17 protein-coding genes are annotated in these 19,604 nt (G+C 67.7%); 6 read left to right on the plus strand and 11 right to left on the minus strand.

Annotated elements, in window-relative coordinates:
* Positions 1–32: 32 nt before the first annotated feature.
* Positions 33–605, plus strand: coding sequence for a TetR/AcrR family transcriptional regulator (locus tag A5686_RS07660; protein ID WP_067932714.1), 573 nt, complete (start codon positions 33–35; stop codon positions 603–605).
* Here A5686_RS07660 and A5686_RS07665 read toward each other — a convergent pair.
* The 5 genes from A5686_RS07665 to A5686_RS07685 all read right to left on the minus strand — a co-directional run bounded on the left by A5686_RS07665 (position 602) and on the right by A5686_RS07685 (position 6,711).
* Positions 602–2,968 carry a glycoside hydrolase family 65 protein gene (locus A5686_RS07665; protein ID WP_067932716.1) on the minus strand — a complete coding sequence of 789 codons (2,367 nt, stop codon included), beginning with the start codon at positions 2,966–2,968 and terminating at the stop codon, positions 602–604. The two genes, A5686_RS07660 and A5686_RS07665, sit on opposite strands and share 4 nt — an antisense overlap.
* Positions 2,965–3,714, minus strand: a complete 750-nt coding sequence (locus A5686_RS07670; RefSeq protein ID WP_067932719.1) for a beta-phosphoglucomutase family hydrolase — start codon at positions 3,712–3,714, stop codon at positions 2,965–2,967. The genes A5686_RS07665 and A5686_RS07670 overlap by 4 nt, the downstream gene beginning before the upstream one ends.
* A 78-nt stretch (positions 3,715–3,792) precedes the next feature.
* Complete coding sequence (locus A5686_RS07675) at positions 3,793–4,602, minus strand: class I SAM-dependent methyltransferase (protein WP_067932780.1); 810 nt, start codon at positions 4,600–4,602, stop codon at positions 3,793–3,795.
* Between the two features lie 25 nt (positions 4,603–4,627).
* On the minus strand, positions 4,628–5,182 hold the full coding sequence (locus A5686_RS07680) for a methyltransferase domain-containing protein (protein ID WP_067932722.1): 555 nt from the start codon (positions 5,180–5,182) through the stop codon (positions 4,628–4,630).
* Complete coding sequence (locus tag A5686_RS07685) at positions 5,179–6,711, minus strand: MFS transporter (protein ID WP_067932724.1); 1,533 nt, start codon at positions 6,709–6,711, stop codon at positions 5,179–5,181. Before A5686_RS07685 ends, A5686_RS07680 begins: the two co-directional genes overlap by 4 nt.
* Before the next feature lie 80 nt (positions 6,712–6,791).
* Between A5686_RS07685 and A5686_RS07690 the strand changes: the two genes are divergently transcribed.
* The 4 genes from A5686_RS07690 to A5686_RS07705 all read left to right on the plus strand — a co-directional run bounded on the left by A5686_RS07690 (position 6,792) and on the right by A5686_RS07705 (position 11,516).
* Positions 6,792–7,433 carry a helix-turn-helix domain-containing protein gene (locus tag A5686_RS07690; protein WP_067932726.1) on the plus strand — a complete coding sequence of 214 codons (642 nt, stop codon included), beginning with the start codon at positions 6,792–6,794 and terminating at the stop codon, positions 7,431–7,433.
* A 72-nt stretch (positions 7,434–7,505) separates the two neighbouring features.
* Complete coding sequence (gene guaA / locus A5686_RS07695; RefSeq protein WP_369829686.1) at positions 7,506–9,080, plus strand: glutamine-hydrolyzing GMP synthase; 1,575 nt, start codon at positions 7,506–7,508, stop codon at positions 9,078–9,080.
* A 173-nt stretch (positions 9,081–9,253) separates the two neighbouring features.
* Positions 9,254–9,937: a hypothetical protein gene (locus A5686_RS07700; RefSeq protein ID WP_067932784.1), complete on the plus strand. Its 684-nt coding sequence runs from the start codon at positions 9,254–9,256 to the stop codon at positions 9,935–9,937.
* Positions 9,938–9,983: 46 nt separating this feature from the next.
* On the plus strand, positions 9,984–11,516 hold the full coding sequence (locus A5686_RS07705; RefSeq protein WP_067932727.1) for a DNA polymerase Y family protein: 1,533 nt from the start codon (positions 9,984–9,986) through the stop codon (positions 11,514–11,516).
* Here A5686_RS07705 and A5686_RS07710 read toward each other — a convergent pair.
* The 4 genes from A5686_RS07710 to A5686_RS07725 all read right to left on the minus strand — a co-directional run bounded on the left by A5686_RS07710 (position 11,507) and on the right by A5686_RS07725 (position 15,640).
* Positions 11,507–12,685 (minus strand): alpha-hydroxy-acid oxidizing protein, encoded by a 1,179-nt coding sequence (locus A5686_RS07710; protein ID WP_067932729.1) that lies wholly within the window; start codon positions 12,683–12,685, stop codon positions 11,507–11,509. The genes A5686_RS07705 and A5686_RS07710 overlap by 10 nt on opposite strands.
* A gap of 64 nt (positions 12,686–12,749) precedes the next feature.
* Complete coding sequence (gene kasB / locus A5686_RS07715) at positions 12,750–14,003, minus strand: 3-oxoacyl-ACP synthase KasB (RefSeq protein WP_067932731.1); 1,254 nt, start codon at positions 14,001–14,003, stop codon at positions 12,750–12,752.
* Between the two features lie 153 nt (positions 14,004–14,156).
* Complete coding sequence (locus tag A5686_RS07720) at positions 14,157–14,609, minus strand: hypothetical protein (protein WP_067932733.1); 453 nt, start codon at positions 14,607–14,609, stop codon at positions 14,157–14,159.
* Positions 14,609–15,640 carry a nucleoside hydrolase gene (locus tag A5686_RS07725; RefSeq protein ID WP_067932736.1) on the minus strand — a complete coding sequence of 344 codons (1,032 nt, stop codon included), beginning with the start codon at positions 15,638–15,640 and terminating at the stop codon, positions 14,609–14,611. The genes A5686_RS07720 and A5686_RS07725 overlap by 1 nt, the downstream gene beginning before the upstream one ends.
* A 33-nt stretch (positions 15,641–15,673) precedes the next feature.
* Here A5686_RS07725 and cmaA1 point away from each other — a divergent pair, with 33 nt between their 5' ends.
* Positions 15,674–16,561, plus strand: coding sequence for a cyclopropane mycolic acid synthase CmaA1 (gene cmaA1, locus A5686_RS07730; protein ID WP_067932738.1), 888 nt, complete (start codon positions 15,674–15,676; stop codon positions 16,559–16,561).
* Here the strand turns inward: cmaA1 and A5686_RS07735 are convergent, their stop codons facing one another.
* Positions 16,562–18,574 (minus strand): SDR family oxidoreductase, encoded by a 2,013-nt coding sequence (locus A5686_RS07735; protein WP_067932740.1) that lies wholly within the window; start codon positions 18,572–18,574, stop codon positions 16,562–16,564.
* A gap of 165 nt (positions 18,575–18,739) precedes the next feature.
* Positions 18,740–19,453 (minus strand): histidine phosphatase family protein, encoded by a 714-nt coding sequence (locus A5686_RS07740; RefSeq protein WP_067932742.1) that lies wholly within the window; start codon positions 19,451–19,453, stop codon positions 18,740–18,742.
* Positions 19,454–19,604 lie beyond the last annotated feature (151 nt).

Consider the following 19,604-nt stretch of genomic DNA (forward strand, 5'->3'; position numbering starts at 1 on the left):
AGTCACGTGACTACATTTGGTAGTGTAGTCAGATGACTACAGCTTCCGCAACGGGTCGCGGGAAAACGCCCACCGGCCGCACGGAAGTCGCCGCGGCGATCCTGGAGGCCGCCACCGACCTGTTTGCCGAGCGCGGTCCCGCCGCGACGTCCATCCGCGACATCGCCGCGCGATCCAACGTCAACCACGGATTGGTGTTCCGCCACTTCGGCACCAAGGAGCAACTGGTCGGTGCCGTGCTCGATCATCTCGGCGCGAACCTGAGCGCCCTGCTGGGCACCGATGCGCCCGCGGCCGTGCTGGAGAGTTCTCTGGACCGGCAGATGCGGGTGATGGCCCGGACCGTGCTGGACGGCTATCCGGCGGGCCAGCTACAGAAACGCTTTCCCAACATCGCGACGCTGCTCGACGGCGTGCGGCCACATTACGACGATGAGGTCAAGGCCCGGGTCGCGGTCGCCAATGCCCTTGCCCTGCAATTCGGTTGGCGGTTGTTCGCGCCAATCCTGCGCGCGGCCACCGGGATCGACAGCCTGACGGACGCCGAACTCCGCCAGGCTGTCGGCGCCGAGGTGCAACGGATTCTCGAGCCCTCCGACCCTTAGTGACGACGCGAGAGCGCCCGTCGGTGCATGGGCGCGCGGCCGGGCGGCTGGTGCGGCGGCGGCAGCAGTGGTTTGCGGGGATGTATTGCGACTGTCGTCGCGGAGTCGGTGCTCAGCTCGAGCTCTTCGCCGGCGTGCCGAATTGTCAGTTCGCCGCCCGGGCCGTCGCGCAGCGTGTAGGTGACCTCGGCGTGGTTGACGTCCACGGTGACCCGGAAGTCGCGCCACCGCAGCCGGAACCGTAGCCGCGAAATACCGTCGGGCAGTTGGGGATCCAGCGCCAGAATGCCCTCGTCGTCGCGCAGGCCGCCGAAGCCGGCCACCAGCGCGGTCCAGGCACCCGCGAGCGAGGCCATGTGTAGGCCGTCACGGGTGTTGTGGTGCAGGTCCCGCAGATCGATCAGGGCGGCCTCATACGCATAGTCGTGCGCGAGGTCCAAGTGCCCGACCTCGGCGCACATCACCGCCTGCGTGCAGGCCGACAGTGACGAGTCACGCACCATGCGTGACTCGTAATAGTCCACGTTGCGGGCCTTCTGCTCGGGCGTGAACGCGTGGCTCTGCCAATGCATCGCCAGCACCAGGTCGGCCTGCTTGATCACCTGCGCGGGGTACAGCCGCACGTAGGCCTCGTGCAACAGCAGCGGGTAGGTCGTGTTGCGATCGAAGTCCCATTCGGCGTAGGTGGTGAATCCCTCGCACTGCTGATGCACCCCAAGCCCGGAGTCGTACGGAATGTTGGCGGCCTCGGCGGCATCGCGCCAGCACGCCGTCTCCTCGGTGGTGACTCCCAGCGCCTTGGCCACATCGGGGTGGCGGTTGCAGGCTTCGGCCGCGACGCGCAGATTGTGCGCGGCCATCAGGTTGGTGAACGCGTTGTCGCGCACTATCGCCGTGTACTCGTCGGGGCCGGTGACGCCGTCGAGGTGCCAGACGCCGTGCCGGTCGTGATGCCCAAGCGAGAGCCAGAGCCGGGCGGTCTCGACCAGCACCTGCAGCCCGCACTCGGCTTCCAGGTCCTGGTCCCCGGTGACGATGCGGTAGCGCTCGAAGGCCATCGCGATGTCGGCGTTGATGTGCCATGCCGCCGTGCCGGCCGGCCAGTAGGCCGAGCACTCCTGCCCGCGGATGGTCCGCCACGGAAAGGCGGCGCCTTCCAAGCCCAACTCGGCCGCCCGCTCCTGGGCCAAATCCAGGGTGGAGGCGCGCCAGCGCAGCGCATCGGCAACGGTGTGCGGTGCGGTGTAGGTGAGCACCGGCAGCACGTAACCCTCGGTGTCCCAGAAGGCGTGGCCGTCATACCCGGTTCCGGTGAGCCCCTTGGCGGCGATCGCGCGACGTTCGGCGCGGGCGCTGGCCTGCAGCAGGTGGAACAGCCCGAAACGTACGGCCTGCTGGGATTCGGAGTCGCCTTCGACCTCGACGTCGGCGCAATCCCAGAAATCGTCCAGATACCTGCGTTGGGAATCCAACAGCCCCTGCCAGCCGCTGTAACGACCGCTGTGCAGCGCGGCGGCGACCTGGTCACGCAGTGCCGGGCGCGAACGCATGCTCGACCAGCCGTAGGCGATGTATTTGACGATGCGCAGCCGCTGTCCCTCGCGCAGGCCGCAGATGACGGTGGTCCGCGCCAGATCGGCGCGCGCATCGGTGCCGACCTCGACGCGTCCGGGCACGTCGACCTCGTGATCCATACCGGCGGCCATCATCAGCGCACTGCTGCGCGTCCGGTGCATGAGAACCGCTCCGGTGTCCGTTTTTTCGTGAGCGACCTCTTCGAGGGGGTTTTCCAGGATGGCCGCCACCCGCGGGTCGCCGGAGGTCTGTGGCTGGTCCTCGTTGGTGACCAGCTCGGATTGCACCGTCACCCGAACGAATTCGTCGATCGCTTCCACGCAGTATTCGATGGCGGCCAGGCCACGCTGGACCAGGGAGACCAGCCGGGTGGAGACCACCTTGACCTCTTTACCCGCGGGCGAGCGCCAGTGCGCCGTGCGGGTCAGCGTTCCGGCGCGCAGGTCCAGATTCCGCTCGTGGGAGAGCAATTCGCCGTAGCGGACGTCGAACGGCTCGTCCTCGACCAGCAGCCGGATGATCTTGCCGTTGGTGACGTCTACCAGCGTCTGCCCGGCTTCGGGGTAGCCATAACCGGCCTCGGCGTAGGGCAGCGGCCGGATCTCGTAGAAGGAGTTCAGGTAGGTGCCCGGCAGGCCGTACGGCTCGCCCTCGTCGAGGTTGCCGCGCAGCCCGATGTGCCCGTTGGACAGGGTGAACAGGGATTCGGACTGCGCCAGCAGGTTGAGGTCGAGCTGGGTTTCGCGCACGTGCCAGGGATCAACGGGGAACGCTTCGTCGGTGATCATGACTGCAGCAACTCGGCGAGGTCCTTGACGACCACGTCGGCGCCGTTGCGGCGTAAGTCCTCGGCTTGGCCCACCCGGTCGACACCTACCACGAACCCAAAGTTACCGGCCCGGCCGGCTTCCACCCCGGACAGGGCGTCCTCGAACACGGCCGCGGCGTCGGCGGGGACGTCGAGCAGCTGGGCCCCGCGCAGGTAGGAGTCGGGGGCCGGCTTGCCGGCGATGTGTTCGTCGCGCAAAGTGATGCCGTCCACCCGCTGCTGCACGAACCGGTCCAGACCGGTGATCTCGAGGACGTCGCGGGTGTTGGCGCTCGATGACACCACCGCGATCGCCAGCCCCGCGGCCGACACCGCCTCGAGGTAGCGCCGCGACCCGTCGAACACCTTGACCCCGTCCTCCTTCAAGACCTTCTGGAACATTTCGTTCTTGCGGTTGCCCAGGCCGTAGATCGTCTCGGCGTCGTCGGGATCGTCGGGGCTGCCGTCGGGCAGGTGGATGCCGCGACTTTCCAGGAACGAGCGGACGCCGTCCTCGCGTTTTTTGCCGTCGACGTATTCGCGGTAGTCGGCCGCCTCGTCGAAGGGAACGAACTCATCTCCGGTGCGCCTTGCCCGGTCCGACAAATAGGCGTCGAACATGGCCTTCCAGGCTTTGGTGTGCACGCTGGCGGTGTCGGTGAGCACACCGTCGAGATCGAACAGGCAGGCACGGACTTTCTCGGGCAGACCCAGCGCTGAGCTCACCGGCGGTCCTCGCTTCCTGGTCTCGGGGCTGGTTAACCGATACCCACTTCACCACGCCCGCTATGCGTGTCGCCAGGTTCACGCGCCGATTGCCGTCGCAACCCCCTGAATCGCGCGAAGTCTCCCATCGGCCAGCGCTCGGGTGAGGTTCTGGGCCTTGCGCCGAAAGTCGGAGACAAACGCGTGCAGGCCGAGTGGTTGGGGTGGCTGGCTCAGCAATGCCTGCATGAATGCGCTGGCCTGCTCGGTGAGGTCGTTCCACTCCTTGACCGCGAACCCGGCGGTGGTTACCAGGGCGCGCAGCTCGCCAGGGCTGACGAGGTGGCTGTTGGCGGGTGCGTCGGACCAGGGCAGCGGAAAATCGAGCCTGCGGTGATCGCCAATCGTCAGATCCCACAAGGCCAGCCGGCCTCCCCGCGCGAGCACGCGGCGGGCCTCGTTGTACAGGCGCGCCTTGTCGGCCACGTTCATCTGCACGTGCTGGCTGACAACGACGTCGAAGGAGCCGTCGGGGAAGGGCAAGGCGGTGACGTCGCCCTGCGCAACGGTGATCGAATCATCAAGCCCGACAAGTCGATTGAGCCAGCGTTGCGTGTTGCAATACTCGGCGGTGAGATCCACCGCGCTGACCGCGCAGCCGTAGGTGGAGGCGAGGTAGCGCGCGCTGCCGCCGATCCCGCTGCCCGCGTCGAGGACCCTGTCGTCATCGGTGACCCGGCAAACCTCCACCAACTGTGCGGTGGCGAAGCGGCCCATGGTGTGAAAGTCCTCCAGCGGCGCCAGGTCCGCGGGCGCAAGGCGCTCGAGATCCTTACCGGCGTCGATCAGGGCCCGCTCGATGTTGGGCCGCGAAAGCCCGGTCGAGTACTGGTTTTCGATGCTCCTCATTTCCGCACCTGCACCCATGCGGTGATTATCGGGGGCATCGCGATGAGGGCGTTGGCCTCGAGCGCTTCTCGACGGAATTGTCCGATGAAAGTGTCGATGTCGATTTCGATGCGAAACCGTGTTGTTCAGCGACCGGGGACACCAGTCGCCAGACTTCCGCGGCACAGGCCAACAGCTCGGTGTCGGCGGCGGTACCGATCGGCGTCCCCCGGGTGAGGCGCGGGGTGCCCAGGCCCGCATCCACCGGCTCGTCCAGCGAGATCTCGTCGACCGCGTCCTGGATGAAATACACTGTGGACAAGCCCTTTTCGTGGGCGCGGGCGCGGGCCAACTCGACCATTGCGGGCGCGGCGTCGACACCCAGAACGGTCCCCGTCGGACCGACCAGCCGCGCGGCGACGAACGACACGTCGCCGGGCCCTGACCCGATATCGAGCACCAGCATGCCCGGCCGCAGCCCGGCCAGTCGCAGCGCGTGCTCGGTGTAGTGGTCGTACAGCCGACCTTGCAGGAGAAGCCGCTGCACCTGCGCGTCGGCGTGGCCCAAGACGTAGGTGCTGCCTTGTGGTGCGTTGCTCATCGTGCTGCAACCCTTTCTCGTTGACGCGCCTGTTCCCTGGCTGGGAGCAGCCAGCCGACGACGACCGCAGCGCCCAGCGCGATGCCCGCGCACACCAGCGAACTGACCCGCAGGCCGTCCAGGAACGCGCGGTCGACGGCGGCGCGCACCTGGCCGGCTTGCTGGGTGGGCAGGCGCTGAATCACTGTGTGCGCGAAAGCCATCGAGTGGCGCATCGCGTCGGCGGGCAATCCCGGCAGCGCGGACGGGCCGAGGTGCCCGGAGTACACCGATGCGAAGATGCTGCCCGCGATGGCGACGCCGAGGGTGCCGCCCAACTCGCGAGTCGTGTCGTTGACGGCCGAACCCACGCCGGCCTTGTCGACCGGCAGCGATCCCATGATGGCCTCCGTGGCCGGCGAGAAGGTCAGCCCTAGTCCGCCACCGAGCAGCAGCATCTGTGTGGCGATCTGGCTGTACGGCGTGGCTCCGTCGGCGGTGGACGCCCAGGCCAGGCCGGCGGCAAACACGGTAAGTCCGGCGGCGACGACGGCGGTGGTGCCGACGCGTTCGACCAGTCGGGGCCCCAGCACGCTGGCCAGGGCGATCGATGCGGCGACGGGTAGCAGGCGCACGCCGGCCTGAAACGCGGTGTAGTCCTTGATGAACTGGAAGTACTGGGTGATGACGAAGATGAAGCCGAACAGGGTGAGAAATCCGGCGGTCACCGCCAGACTGCCGCCGGAGAACCGGCGGTTGAAGAACACAGAGACGTCGAGCATCGGATGGGTGCAGCGCCGTTCCCAGCGCGCAAAAGCGCCGAGAAAGATTGCGGCGAAGGCGAATCCGGCTGCGGTCCGACCGTCGGTCCAGCCCCACGTGGGCGCCTCGATGACCGTGTAGACGAGTGTGGTGATTCCGGTGGCGGACAGGATGAGGCCGGGGACGTCGACGCGGGGCGCCGCAGGGTCGCGCGAGGTGGGTACGAACAGCGCGGCGCCGATGATGGCGAGCGCCGCGATCGGAATGTTGACCATGAATATCGAGCCCCACCAGAAGTGTTCGAGCAGCCATCCGCCGCTGATCGGCCCGACGGCGACGCCGACGCCGACCATGGCCGCCCACAGCCCGATCGCCTTGGCTCGCGGTATCGGGTCGGTGAAGATGTTGGTGATGAGCCCCAGCGTGGTCGGGAAGATGACCGCGGCGCCCACGCCCATGGCCGCGCGCGCCGCGATCAATGCGTCCGCCGAATGCATCTGTGCGGCAACCGCAGATGTGCCGGCGAACAGTGCGAGCCCGGAGTTCAGCCAGCCTCGCCTGCCGTAGCGGTCGGAAAGGCTGCCCGCCGAGAGAAGCAGTCCCGACATCACCAGGGTGTAGGCGTCGACGATCCATTGCAGTTGTGCGGTGTCGGCGCCGAGTTCACGCGACAGGGTGGGCAGCGCGACGTTGACGATGGTGGCGTCGACGCTGATGACGAAGACGCCGAGGCAGATGACGCTCAGGGCAGCGATGGGGTGGGTCCGGAGGGTCGGGTCGGTGCGCATGGACAAAACAGTAAATTTGATAGACAAATAAATCAAGTACTAGGTTGAAAAATATGTCTGGCAGCGGTTAAAGTGACGGGGTGGCGTCCCGCAGGAACTACAACCAGAACTGCCCGATCGCGCGCGGCCTCGATGTCCTGGGCGAGCGCTGGACATTGCTGATCCTGCGCGAGCTCGTCGGCGGAGCCCGTCGCTACGGCGACCTGCGGGCCGAACTGCCCGGTATCGCAACAAATCTGCTCGCCGAGCGGCTCAAGGAGCTGCAGGATGCCAGGCTCGTCGAGCGGGCCGACCTACCGGCGCCGATCGGTCGCACCGTCTACACGCTCAGTGATCTGGGCTGGCAGCGGGTGCTGCCCATCCTGCAGGGTCTCGCGTGGTTCGGGGTGGACCACCTGGACCCGATCGGCGACGCGCCGGTTTCACCGCTCAACGGGTTTCTGGCCGGGATACTGCTCGGCTTCAACTCCGGTGCGGCGGCGGGGCTGGAGGCGACGTACCGCGTCGAGATCGACGGTCGCCGTTTCGAATTCGCCGTCACGCAGGGCCGCCTGGGTCCGGCTCGCGGTGAGCCCGCGGTCACCTGCACGGCCGTGGCCGCGGATCTCGTCACCGCCCGGCTCGGGGCCGAAGAAGGCGACCGCAACGCCGCCCTGCGGCGAATCAAGTTCGACGGCGACGCCGCGGCCGTCGGCGCGCTGCGCACCGCGTTTGGGCTATAGCCGTCCGGGGCGGAGACGACGCAGGTAGCCACTAGACTCGCGTGCGTGGCCGACCCCACCGAAACCCCTGAAATCGAGGTGTCCGATGCGTCCGGAGCGCCGGCCCGACCCGTGCTCGTCGTGGACTTCGGCGCGCAGTATGCGCAGCTGATCGCCCGCCGTGTCCGTGAGGCGCGGGTGTTCTCCGAGGTCATACCGCACACCACGACGGTCGAGGAGATCAAGGCCCGTGATCCGCTGGCGCTGGTGCTCTCCGGCGGGCCGTCCAGCGTCTACGCCGACGGCGCGCCCCAGATCGATCCGGCCCTGTTCGATCTCGGGGTTCCGGTATTCGGCATCTGTTACGGGTTTCAGGCCATGGCTCAGGCCCTGGGTGGGACCGTCGCGCACACCGGCACCAGCGAATACGGCCGTACCGAGCTGAAAGTTCTTGGTGGCGAGCTGCATTCGGGATTGCCGAGTTCGCAACCGGTGTGGATGAGCCATGGCGACGCGGTCACGGCCGCACCGGACGGGTTCGAGGTGGTGGCCCGCAGCTCCGGCGCTTCGGTGGCCGGCTTCGAGAACCGGCAGCGGCGCCTGGCGGGCGTGCAGTATCACCCCGAGGTCATGCACACCCCGCACGGGCAGCAGGTGCTCAGCCGCTTTCTGCACGACTTCGCCGGGCTGGGCGCGGACTGGACCGCCGCGAACATCGCCGGTGTGCTGATCGAGCAGGTGCGCGCCCAGATCGGCGATGGTCGGGCGATCTGCGGGCTGTCCGGCGGCGTGGATTCCGCGGTGGCCGCCGCGCTGGTGCAGCGGGCCATCGGTGACCGGTTGACCTGTGTCTTCGTCGACCACGGGCTGCTACGCGCCGGAGAGCGCGCACAGGTGCAACGCGACTTCGTGGCCGCCACCGGCGCCAACCTGGTCACCGTCGATGCCGCCGACACCTTCCTGGATGCGCTCGCGGGAGTGACCAATCCGGAAGGCAAGCGCAAAATCATCGGCCGCCAGTTCATCCGGGCCTTCGAGGGCGCGGTGCGAGACATCGTGGGCGACAGTGATTCTGACGTTGAGTTCCTGGTGCAGGGCACGCTGTATCCGGACGTGGTGGAGTCCGGTGGCGGCAGCGGCACCGCGAACATCAAGAGTCACCACAACGTTGGCGGCTTGCCCGGCGACCTGAAGTTCAAGCTCGTCGAGCCGTTGCGGCTGCTGTTCAAGGATGAAGTTCGCGCCGTCGGTCGCGAGCTGGGTCTGCCCGAGGAAATCGTTGCGCGCCAACCCTTCCCGGGCCCCGGCCTGGGAATTCGTATCGTCGGGGAGGTCACCGCGCCGCGGTTGGACACCCTGCGGCGTGCGGATTCGATCGCGCGCGAGGAACTCACCGCGGCGGGCCTGGACACCCTGATCTGGCAGTGCCCGGTGGTGCTGCTGGGCGAGGTCCGCTCGGTCGGTGTGCAGGGCGACAATCGCACCTATGGGCACCCGATCGTGCTGCGGCCGGTGACCAGTGAGGACGCTATGACCGCCGACTGGACCCGGGTTCCCTACGAGGTGCTCGAGCGCATCTCGACCCGCATCACCAACGAGGTGGCCGAGGTCAACCGCGTGGTGCTGGACATCACCAGCAAACCGCCCGGCACCATCGAGTGGGAGTAGCCGGCCGTCGCGAAAATGCGGCCACATTGCACCCATCTGCCACACCAGTACCGATCGCATAACACTGTCCCTCACGTCGCTTGACGGTTGTCAGAGGGCGGGTGTTTACTTCGAAATGTATCGAACATACATTCGAATACACTCGCTGAAAGCTGGTGATAGGAGGCTGGGTCATGACTGCGGCCTTTGCCTCCAGTCGCCGCCGGGAAACCCGTGCTGAGCAGCTGGAATCGCTTCGCCGGCGGATGGCGAGCATCTCCGGGAAGAAGGCCGCCCCGGCCGCCGCCGCGCCCGCCGAGGACCTGCTACCGAACTCCGAATCCCAGCTGGCCCTCCCGCCGTGGCTGGCCGAACTGCTGCCCGTGCCGGTACCGCGGGGATCGGTCGCGGTGCTCTCGGGTGCCCGGTCGCTGCTGTTGAGCATGGTCGCCGCCGTCACGGCGGCCGGCGGCAACGCCGCAATCGTCGGCCAGCCGGACATCGGGCTGCTGGCCGCCGCGGAGATGGGGGCGGATCTGAGCCGCCTCGCGGTGATACCAGATCCCGGCACCGATCCGGTGGAGGTGGCCGCGGTGCTCGTCGACGGCATGGATCTGGTGGTCCTGGGGCTGGGCGGGCGCCACGTGCCGCACACCCGGGCGCGGGCGGTGGTGGCCCGCGCCCGGAACAAGGGCTGCACCCTGTTGGTCACCGGCGGCGATTGGCAGGGGGCCCCGACGCGCCTTGCCGCCCGGGTCTGTGGTTATGAGATCACCGCAGACGGCCGTCCCGGATTCGGCCGGATCGGCGAGGTGCGGCTGCAGGTCAGCGGTACGTGCGCGGGACGACGGGTGATGACCCAATCGCGGGCCGGGTAGCACCGTGGTATCCCCTTCTGGCTCAAGGGTTCTGGCGATCTGGTGCATGGATTGGCCCGCGGTCGCGGCGGCCACGGCCGCGGGTCTGTCCGCGACCGCCCCGATCGCGGTCACCCTGGCCAACCGGGTGATCGCCTGCTCGTCGGCCGCCCGCGCGGCGGGGGTGCGGCGGGGGCTGCGACGCCGCGAGGCGGCCGCCCGATGCCCGCAGTTGCACGTCACCGCCGCCGACGCGGACCGCGATGCCCGCTTTTTCGAGGCGGTGATCGCCGCGGTGGACGACCTGGTGCCCCGCGCCGAAGTGCTGCGGCCCGGGCTCCTGGTGTTGCCGGTGCGCGGGGCGGCCCGCTATTTCGGCTCCGAGGCCACCGCCGCCGAGCGGCTGATCGACGCGGTGGCCGCCGCCGGCGCCGAGTGTCAGGCCGGGGTCGCCGACCGGCTGTCCACCGCGGTCTTCGCGGCGCGGGCGGGCCGTGTCGTCGAGCCAGGAGGTGACGCGAAGTTTTTGTCGGTGCTGTCCATCCGCCAACTTGCCACCGAGCCGAGCCTGTCCGGCGCCGGTCGCGAAGAGCTGACGGACCTGTTGTGGCGGATGGGGATTCGCACCATAGGGCAGTTCGCCGCGTTATCGCGCAGTGATGTGGCTTCCCGGTTCGGCGCCGACGGGGTGACCGCGCACCGGTTGGCCCGCGGCGAACCCGAACGGCCGCCGTCGGGCCGGGAGCCGCCGACCGAACTCGAGGCCGTGCTGGACTGCGATCCGCCGATCGACCGGGTCGATGCCGCGGCGTTCGCCGGGCGTTCGCTGGCCGGCAGGTTGCATCAGACGCTGATGGCAGCCGGGGTGGGATGCACCCGGCTGGCCATCCACGCCGTCACCGCCAACGGCGAAGAACTGCACCGGGTGTGGCGGTGCGCCGAGCCGTTGACCGAGGACGCCACCGCCGACCGGGTGCGCTGGCAGCTCGACGGATGGTTGACCAGCCGCACCGCGCACAATCCCCGTCCCACCGCTGCGGTGACGCTGTTGCGGGTCAAGGCGGTGGAAGTGGTATCCGCCGAAGCGCTGCAGTTGCCGCTCTGGGGTGGCCTGGGCGAGGAGGACAGGCTGCGGGCTCGCCGGGCGCTGGTGCGGGTGCAGGGCCTGCTCGGCCCGGAGGCGGTGCGAGTGCCGGTGCTGTCCGGCGGACGTGGCCCGGCCGAGCGGATCACGCTGATCCCGCTCGGCGACGAGCCGGTGCCGCGGGCCGATCCCGATCCGCCGTGGCCAGGGCGGCTGCCCGAGCCGTCACCGGCGGTCCTGCTTGACGACCCGGTGGAACTGCTTGACGCCCAAGGGAACCCGATACGGGTGACCATCCGGGGGCTGTTCTCCGCCGACCCCGCGCGCATTATCGCCCACGGCCGCGACGATCGGCTGTGCTGGTGGTCGGGGCCCTGGCCGGTCGACGAGCGATGGTGGGATCCCGAATTGAGCAAGGGGCGCACCGCCCGCGCCCAGGTCTTGCTAAAGGACGAGCGGGCCTTTCTGCTGTGCTACCGCCGGCGGCGCTGGTACCTCGAGGGAAGCTACGAGTAACTTTGCGCTTCAGCGTATTCGACGCGCTGCAACGCGTCGGGGGTCAGATCTTTGAGCGAGGGATATCCGTCGACGGCCATGATCAGATCCGCTTCGGCCAGCAGCGAGCGCAGCACATGCACGATGCCGTCCACGCCACCGACGGCCAGACCATAGGCGTAGGGCCGACCGATCCCCACGGCGGTCGCGCCCAGCGCCAGGGCTTTGATGATGTCGGCGCCGCCGCGCACGCCCGAGTCAAACAGCACCGGCATCCCGTCGGCGGCCTCGATCACCGCGGGCAAGCAATCCAAGCAGGGCAGTCCGCCGTTGGCTTGCCGACCGCCGTGGTTGGAGCAGTAAATGCCATCCACGCCAATATCTTTGGCGCGCCGAACGTCGTCGGGATGGCAGATGCCCTTGACCATCAGCGGCAGGCTGGTCTCGGACCGTAGCCATTCCAGGTCCGACCACCGGAACGGCCCACCGAAGATCGGCAGCTTGCGCACCGCCGCCTCGGTGGCGTCTTCACCCGGTTTCAGATTGGCGCGGAAAACCGGATCGCTGGTGTAGTTGGCCAGGCAGCCACTGGGCACCTGCGGGTAGTTCCCGCCCTTCAGGTCGCGGGGGCGCCAGCCGGTGACCCACGTGTCCAGGGTGACGGCGATGCCTTTGAAGCCGGCCGCCTCGGCCCGGTGCACCAGGCTGGTGGCCATCTCGCGGTCCGGCGGCGTGTACAGCTGGAAAAACGCCGGGGTATCGCCGAGCTCGGCGGCGAGGTCTTCCATCGGGTCGGCCGACAGTGTCCCCACGAAGAACGGCACACCCGTGCGGACCGAGGCCCGCGCGCACAGCATGTCCCCGTGGCCGTTCGGGTCGCACACCCCGATGACGCCGATTGGCGCCATGAATATCGGAGAACCGAACTCGATGCCGAACAGCTCGACCGACATATCGCGCTGCTCGGGGGCGATCCCCATGCGCGGATACAACCCCCACCGCTTGAAAGCCTCGCAGTTGATGCGCTGAGTGTGCTCATCACCCGCGCCGCCGGCCACATATCCCAGCACTTTCGGCGTCATCGCCGCCGACGCCTTCTTCTCCAGCTCCTCGAACCTGATCGGGTACTGCGGCTGATTGCCATGCAGCGACTGGTCGTACAACTCGTTTTGATACTCGGCGAAAGCCATAGTCGCTGACTTCCCCGTGCTTGCATCACCAAACGAGCGCTCGAGGATCAGACCCCGCGGTCTATCAGTAACGCCCGAAGGCGATGGCCACGTTGTGTCCGCCGAACCCGAACGAGTTGTTGATCGCGTACTCGTAGGTGCCCGGCCGTGGTTTGCCCGCGACGACGTCGAGGTCGATTTCGGGGTCGAGGTTTTCCAGGTTGAGCGTGGGGGGGACCACCTGGTCGCGCAGGGCGAGCACGGTCAGGATGGATTCCACGGCACCCACGGCGCCCACCGAGTGGCCGAGTGCGGCTTTGGGGGCATAGACGGCGGGTTTGTTGCTGCCCAGCGCGTTGTTGATGGCCCTGGCCTCGGCGACGTCACCGACCGAGGTGCCGGTGGCGTGGGCGTTGACGTGGCCGATGTCGGACGGCATGAGCCCGGCGAGCTGGATGGCGCGGCTCATCGCGTGGCCGGCGCGTTCGCCGTTGGGGTCCGGGGCCACCATGTGATACCCGTCGGAAGTGATGCTGGCGCCCATGATGCGGGCCAAGATGTTGGCGCCGCGTGCTTTGGCGTGTTCCTCGGTTTCGATGACCATGAGCGCGCCGGCCTCGCCGAACACGAAGCCGGTCCGGTCGCGGTCGAACGGGCGACACGCCCCGGCCGGGTCGTCGTTTTTGGTCGACATCACGATGCGCATCTGGGCGAACGCCGCGATCGCGACCGCCTCGATCCTGACCTCGACGCCACCACAGATGGCGATGTCGGCCTCGCCGAACACGATGTTGCGCCACGCCTGCGCGACGCCCTCGGAACCCGACGCGCACGCCGACACCGGGGTGATCACGCCGGCTTTGGCATGCCGCTCGAGCCCCACCGCGACGGCCGCGCCGTCGGGCATGTACTTCGACACCGCGAGCGGTGAGACCCCCCTGATACCGCGAGCCCGCAAATCGTCATAACTGAACACGATCTGCTCGGCAGACCCCAGGCCGGTGCCGATGGACACCATCAGCCGGTTGCTGTCGACCTCGGGCGAGCCGGCGTTCTCCCAGACCCGCCGGCTCAACACTGTCGACATCCGCTGCAGATAACCCATCCGGTGGCGTTCGGCGCGCGTCAGTCCGGCGTCGAATTCCTCCTGCAGGTGCCCGCCGATGCGCACCGGCAGGTCGAACTCCTCGACGAACGAATCCTCGAGCTTGCGGATACCACTTTGGCTGTCCAGCAACAACTTCCAGGTGGTTTCGGCATCAGTAGCTAACGCGGTCGTCATGGCGACGCCAGTGACCACCACATTGGGCAACGTTTTCCCGGTAACCAACTCCGTCATGACTTGCAAAACCTTTCACACTCGAGAGCTGCCAACGCAGGACGTCGAGCCCACTCCCCACCGAACCATGAAAACACAATGTGCATTGTCCCCAACGCTGCAAACGTCGGACGGCCACCTTTCGTTTTGCGGCAATCGCGCGCTCACCTGGCCTTATTCGGCGCGGACCGCCTCCGCTCGCGCCATCAGCCCCCGGCCACCGGGCAACGCGCCCACCACGGTACGGGCCAGCCGGTCGCGGCCCCGCACGGCGTCGGTCCTGGCTTTGCCGGTGCGTAGGTGTCGCCAGCCCAGTATCGCCCACGACGCCGCGACGAGGGCGTCTGTCACCCCGCCGCGAGCGCGCTCCCGGTCGACCGCGGCCAGGCCGAGCGCTGTCGCCGAGTGCACGCTGTCGACCCAGACCCCAGCCGCCAGCACCTCCGGGCTGGGATTGATTCCCGACAGCAGCGCCTGGGTCAGGTGGCGCGCGCCCAGGATCCGGGTGACGACGAGCGCCTTGCGGTCGACCCGCACCCCGTGAATGTGGTGGAGCACCTCGGCCGGGGCGACCAGCAGCGCCGAGCCCCACAGCGCCCGGACCACTTCGATCACGCGAATCTTCATCAGAGACCTCCTAATTGACGCGCAAACGGTCCCACCCGTTCGATGAACCGATCGAAGAATGCCGCCGCGTCCACGTCAATCCCGATGAGCGCGTTGGGTTCTCGACGGTCCGACCAATCGGTCACCGTCATGGCGCGGGTGAGCGTTCCGGTCAGCTCGATGTCCACCGTCGCAGGGCGCGTCGTGACCAGTTCGGGATCCAGCGCGACGGCGGCGGCCAGCGGATCGTGCATGTGCGCCCGATACCCATGGCCGAGTTCGTGATAGGCCTCCAGGTAGAACCGCATCGCGTCCTCGATCACCCTGATCAGCGGGTTGGACGCCGCCGACCGGGTGCCGGGTGCGTCGTGTTCGCTCAGCCGTGTCGTCGTCGACTCCGCGGCCGCTGCCAGCCGCGCCAGATGATCGGGCGTCATCGCAACCTTACGGGTCAGATCCAGTCCGCACAGGATTGGAAGCCGCCCTCGCCCAACGGTTTCCGGACGCCATGCGGCCAGCACCTCGGCCGCCGCCTCGGGGTCCACACTGATGTTCCACTCCGCCACCGCGGTTGTGTTACCCCGGTGATCGTAGGAACCACCCATGATCACCAGCCGTTTGAGCAGCGTCGGCAGCTCGGGCTCGGCGCGCAGCGCCAGCGCCAGGTTGGTCAGCGGCCCGGTCGCCACGCCGATGAGTTCACCGGGAGCCGCGCGTGCTGCGCGTATCCAGGCGCCGGCCGAGTCGTAGTCGGTGAGCCGGCGGGTGCCCGGTGGCAGGTCGGCGTAGCCCAATCCCCTGGGGCCGTGGACTTTTGACGGCAGTCGCATCGGCCCGGTCAAGGTCTGTCCGGAGCCCTTGGAAACCGGGACGCCGGTGCGCTGGCACAGCTCCAGCAGGCCCAGATTGTTTTCGCAAACCTGGTCCACCCCAACGTTTCCCCCGGTCGAGGCGATGCCGACCACATCGGCGTCGGAGCTGGCGAACAGGTACATCAGCGCCAGCGCATCGTCCACGCCGGTATCGACGTCGACGAAAACGGGCGCGCTCATTGTTTCCAAGATACCGGCGGTTAGGCTGGCACGATGCCAACGACGTCGGAACCCCCCGAGGGAACTGATTTAACGCCGCACTTCGGCGATGTGCAGGCCCACTACGACTTGTCGGATGAATTCTTCCGGCTGTTTCTGGACCCGACCCAGACGTACAGCTGCGCCTACTTCGAGCGCGAGGACATGACGCTGGAAGAGGCGCAGATCGCCAAGATCGACCTCGCGCTCGGCAAGCTCGGCCTACAGCCGGGCATGACGCTGCTCGACGTCGGCTGCGGTTGGGGCGCCACCATGATGCGTGCCCTGGAAAAGTACGACGTCAACGTCGTCGGCCTGACCCTGAGCCGCAACCAGGCCGAACATGTCGAACAGCTGATCGAGGAGTCCAACAGCCCGCGTTCGGCCCGGGTCCTGCTGGAGGGGTGGGAACAGTTCGACGAGCCGGTAGACCGGATCGTCAGCATCGGCGCCTTCGAGCACTTCGGGCACGAGCGTTACGACGCGTTCTTCACCCTGGCGCACGACCTGTTGCCCGACGACGGGATCATGCTGCTGCACACCATCACCGGGCTACACCCGACGGAGATGGCCGAGCGCGGCATGCCCATCTCGTTCACGTTCGCCAGATTCATCAAATTCATTGTCACCGAGATCTTTCCGGGTGGGCGGCTGCCGTCGATACCGATGGTGGAAGAGCGCGCCACCGCGAACGGCTTCACGGTGAGTCGCGTGCAGTCGCTGCAGCCGCACTACGCGAAGACGCTCGACCTATGGGCCGCCGCACTGCAGGCCCATAAGGAAGAGGCCATCGCGGTGCAATCCGAGGAAGTCTACGAGCGGTACATGAAATACCTGACCGGTTGCGCCGACGCATTCCGGATCGGCTACATCGATGTCAACCAGTTCACACTGCAGAAATGACTACCAGTGCACACCGGGCACCAGGCGGACCAGCCGCCTGACTGGACGGGGTGCCCGGATGGCCCGGGTGGCGGCGCGCACGGGCCGACTGGGCTTGCGCCGCGCAGTCCGCGTAGCCGGCGTCGGCGCAGGTTCGGCGGCGAGCCCGCGCGCCGCGGCCGAATCGGGATAGCCGAGATAGAGCTGGTGCAGAACGCGCCGCGACGTTTTCGGCGCGAAGTAATTGCCGGCCTCGGCGAGCGTGCCCAGCGGGGTGTCGATGCGGGCCGGCTTTTCCACGAGGCCGCGCACCACCATCGCCGCCGCGCGCTCGGGACTGATCGCCTTCATCGGGTTGAGCCGGTGGGATGGCACGATCATCGGGGTGCGCACCAGCGGCATATGGATGTTGGTGAAGGTGATGTGGTCCGACAGCACCTCCGAACCCACCACGTCGGAGAACGCGTCAAGCGCTGCCTTGGACGGCAGGTAGGAGCTGTACTTGGGATTGCGTGCCTGCACGCCGGCGCTCGACACGTTGACGACGTGACCGAATCGGCGCTCCCGCCAATGCGGTAGCAGCGCCAGCACCATCCGCACCGCGCCGAAGTAGTTGACCGCCATCACCCGTTCGTAATCGTGCAGCCGGTCGGTGGAGTTGATTACCGAGCGGCGGATCGACCGTCCGGCGTTGTTCACCAGGTAGTCGACGTGGTCGAAGCGCCCCAGGATGTCTTTGACCGTGTGTTCCACCGACGCGGAATCGGTGACATCACAGGTAAACGCATGGGCGGCACCACCATTGGCGCGGATCTCATCGACCAGTGCATCCAGTGCCTCGCCGTTGCGGGCCAGCGCGAAAACGGTTGCGCCCCGCTCGGCGATCGCGATCGCCGCCGCCCGGCCAATGCCGCTGGATGCGCCGGTGATGATGACGTGCCGGCCCTGCAGCGGTCCCTGCGGATCGTCGCGCCGGGCGCGGTCCGGATCGAGGTGCTCCGCCCAGTACCGCCACAGCTTGGGTGCGTAGCTGGAGAACTCCGGAACATCTATGCCGGTGCCCCGCAGTGCTTTTCGAGTCTTCTCACTGACAAAGGTGGGAGCCAGATCCACGACGTCGAGCACCTCGGCCGGAATACCGAGCTGGGTGGCCGCCATGTTGCGCAGCACCCTGGCGCGTCCGCGCACTTTGAGCACCGGGGCAGCCACCGAGCGGGGGAGTGAACCGCGCAGCGGCGGCAGCCCGGCCTCCTTGGCCACGCCGCGGTAGATGCCGCGCAGCCCAATCGTCTTCTCGGCGGTCAGGTGGAATGTCTGTCCGTCACGGCCGTCGGCATGCATCAGCGCGACCAGTGCGTCGACGACGTAGTCGACCGGGACGATGTTGGTGCGACCGGTGTTGGGCAACAGGATCGGGGTCAACGACGGAAGCACCGCCAACTTGGCCAGCACGCCGAAGAAGTAGTACGGCCCGTCCACCTTGTCCATCTCGCCGGTGCGTGAATCGCCCACCACCACCGCCGGGCGGTAGATGCGATAACGCAGCCCGGGCGCCGAGCGCACCTGCAGCTCGGCCTCGAACTTGGTCTGGTGATACGGCGTCGGCAGCTGCTGGCCGACGTCGAAATCGTCCTCGGTGTATGCACCGGCGAAATCGCCGGCCACCGCGATCGACGACACGTGGTGCAACGTCGCGTCCAGCCGCTGCGCCAGCGCGATCACCGCACGGGTGCCCTCGACGTTGCTGGCCCGTTGCTCGGGCTCACCTGCGGTGATGTCGTAGATCGCCGCGCAGTGGACCACGTGATCGATCTCGCCCAGCTCGGCGAAGACCTCGTCGCTCAGCTCCAGCTCCGGCAGCTCGGCGACCAGCGGCTTCACCCGCTCGCCCCAGTGTTCGGCGAGCCGCTCGAAGCGGCCCAGTGACCGCCGTCGGACCAGCACGAACAGCTGCGCATCGGGATGGGATTCCAGCAAGCGAGACACGACTCGGCGACCAATAAACCCGGTACCGCCGGTAACGACATACCGCATGAAGACATGGTGGCGGTGGCAGCCGCACACGTCAACTGTGATCTTCAGCGCGACCGGTCCCGATGGTGGCGACCCGCCGCGCCCGGCTACGCCGCCCTTGCGATCGCCACGCGTCCCGATGGTGGCGACCCGCCGCGCCCGGCTACGCCGCCCTTGCGATCGCCACTAATTGTGGAAGTCGCGGATCCCGTCCCAGTCGACGAGCGTCCAGCCGGTCATCGGGTTACCGCTGATCACCACGCGACCCGTGTTGGGGATCGGGTGGCTGTTCATCAGGCTGTTCTTGGCGTTCTGCGCGTTCATCAGCGTCCACACCATGATCGCGTTCATGTGCGAGAACACCACCGGGTTGTGGTGGCCGCTGTTGTAGATCTTGTTGATCGCCGCGGTGAACCGGTCGTTGAACTCCTTGCCGCTGACCGAGCCGGGGATGCTATTGGAGACGTCGCCGTTGATCCAGTCCACCGGCGCCAGCATGTACGTCGACTTCGCCATCGACTCGGGTTTGCCGTTGAACCAGCCGGCGTTGATCTCCTGGATGCCGGGCAGCACCTCCACCTGCTTGCCCAGCGCGGCGGCCACCGGCGCGGCGGTTTGCTGAGCACGCGTCATGGTTGAGGTGTAGACGCTGTCGTAGTCCTTGCGGCCCAGTTGGTGCGCAAGCTGTTCGGCCTGCCCCTTGCCCTCCGGGGTCAGCCCCGGCCCCGGCACCTCGGTGTCGATGGTGCCGCTGACGTTGGCCTCGGACTGGGCGTGCCGGATGAATGTCACGGTGATGGACTTGGCCTGCGGTGAACCACCGCAGCCGGCGACGATCATCGTGGCGGTGAGCGCGGCGAGCGCTACCGCGGTTTTCCGGATCATGCTGCGCTTGGGCATGTCGATAGCCTGCCCTGCCGACGCCTCCGGTGGGAAGGGTTTGCGACGGTTTGTTACCGCGCGGCCTCGGCCAGCCCGGCTCGCGCGATGATCGACGCGGCGCCGGGCGGCAAGGAACGTCCGCCGTCGCCCGAGTCGCGGGCCTTTCGCG

It is taken from the genome of Mycobacterium sp. E2479 (assembly GCF_001667925.1).
In the GTDB taxonomy this organism is placed as follows: domain Bacteria; phylum Actinomycetota; class Actinomycetes; order Mycobacteriales; family Mycobacteriaceae; genus Mycobacterium.

Bases quoted from the DNA above. Each gene is read 5' to 3' on its own strand.
- A5686_RS07660 (WP_067932714.1), top strand. From the start codon at position 33: ATGACTACAGCTTCCGCAACGGGTCGCGGGAAAACGCCCACCGGCCGC.
- A5686_RS07665 (WP_067932716.1), bottom strand. From the start codon at position 2,968: ATGATCACCGACGAAGCGTTCCCCGTTGATCCCTGGCACGTGCGCGAA.
- A5686_RS07675 (WP_067932780.1), bottom strand. From the start codon at position 4,602: ATGAGGAGCATCGAAAACCAGTACTCGACCGGGCTTTCGCGGCCCAAC.
- A5686_RS07680 (WP_067932722.1), bottom strand. From the start codon at position 5,182: ATGAGCAACGCACCACAAGGCAGCACCTACGTCTTGGGCCACGCCGAC.
- A5686_RS07685 (WP_067932724.1), bottom strand. From the start codon at position 6,711: ATGCGCACCGACCCGACCCTCCGGACCCACCCCATCGCTGCCCTGAGC.
- A5686_RS07700 (WP_067932784.1), top strand. From the start codon at position 9,254: ATGACTGCGGCCTTTGCCTCCAGTCGCCGCCGGGAAACCCGTGCTGAG.
- A5686_RS07705 (WP_067932727.1), top strand. From the start codon at position 9,984: ATGGATTGGCCCGCGGTCGCGGCGGCCACGGCCGCGGGTCTGTCCGCG.
- A5686_RS07710 (WP_067932729.1), bottom strand. From the start codon at position 12,685: ATGGCTTTCGCCGAGTATCAAAACGAGTTGTACGACCAGTCGCTGCAT.
- kasB (WP_067932731.1), bottom strand. From the start codon at position 14,003: ATGACGGAGTTGGTTACCGGGAAAACGTTGCCCAATGTGGTGGTCACT.
- A5686_RS07720 (WP_067932733.1), bottom strand. From the start codon at position 14,609: ATGAAGATTCGCGTGATCGAAGTGGTCCGGGCGCTGTGGGGCTCGGCG.
- A5686_RS07725 (WP_067932736.1), bottom strand. From the start codon at position 15,640: ATGAGCGCGCCCGTTTTCGTCGACGTCGATACCGGCGTGGACGATGCG.
- cmaA1 (WP_067932738.1), top strand. From the start codon at position 15,674: ATGCCAACGACGTCGGAACCCCCCGAGGGAACTGATTTAACGCCGCAC.
- A5686_RS07735 (WP_067932740.1), bottom strand. From the start codon at position 18,574: ATGCGGTATGTCGTTACCGGCGGTACCGGGTTTATTGGTCGCCGAGTC.
- A5686_RS07740 (WP_067932742.1), bottom strand. From the start codon at position 19,453: ATGCCCAAGCGCAGCATGATCCGGAAAACCGCGGTAGCGCTCGCCGCG.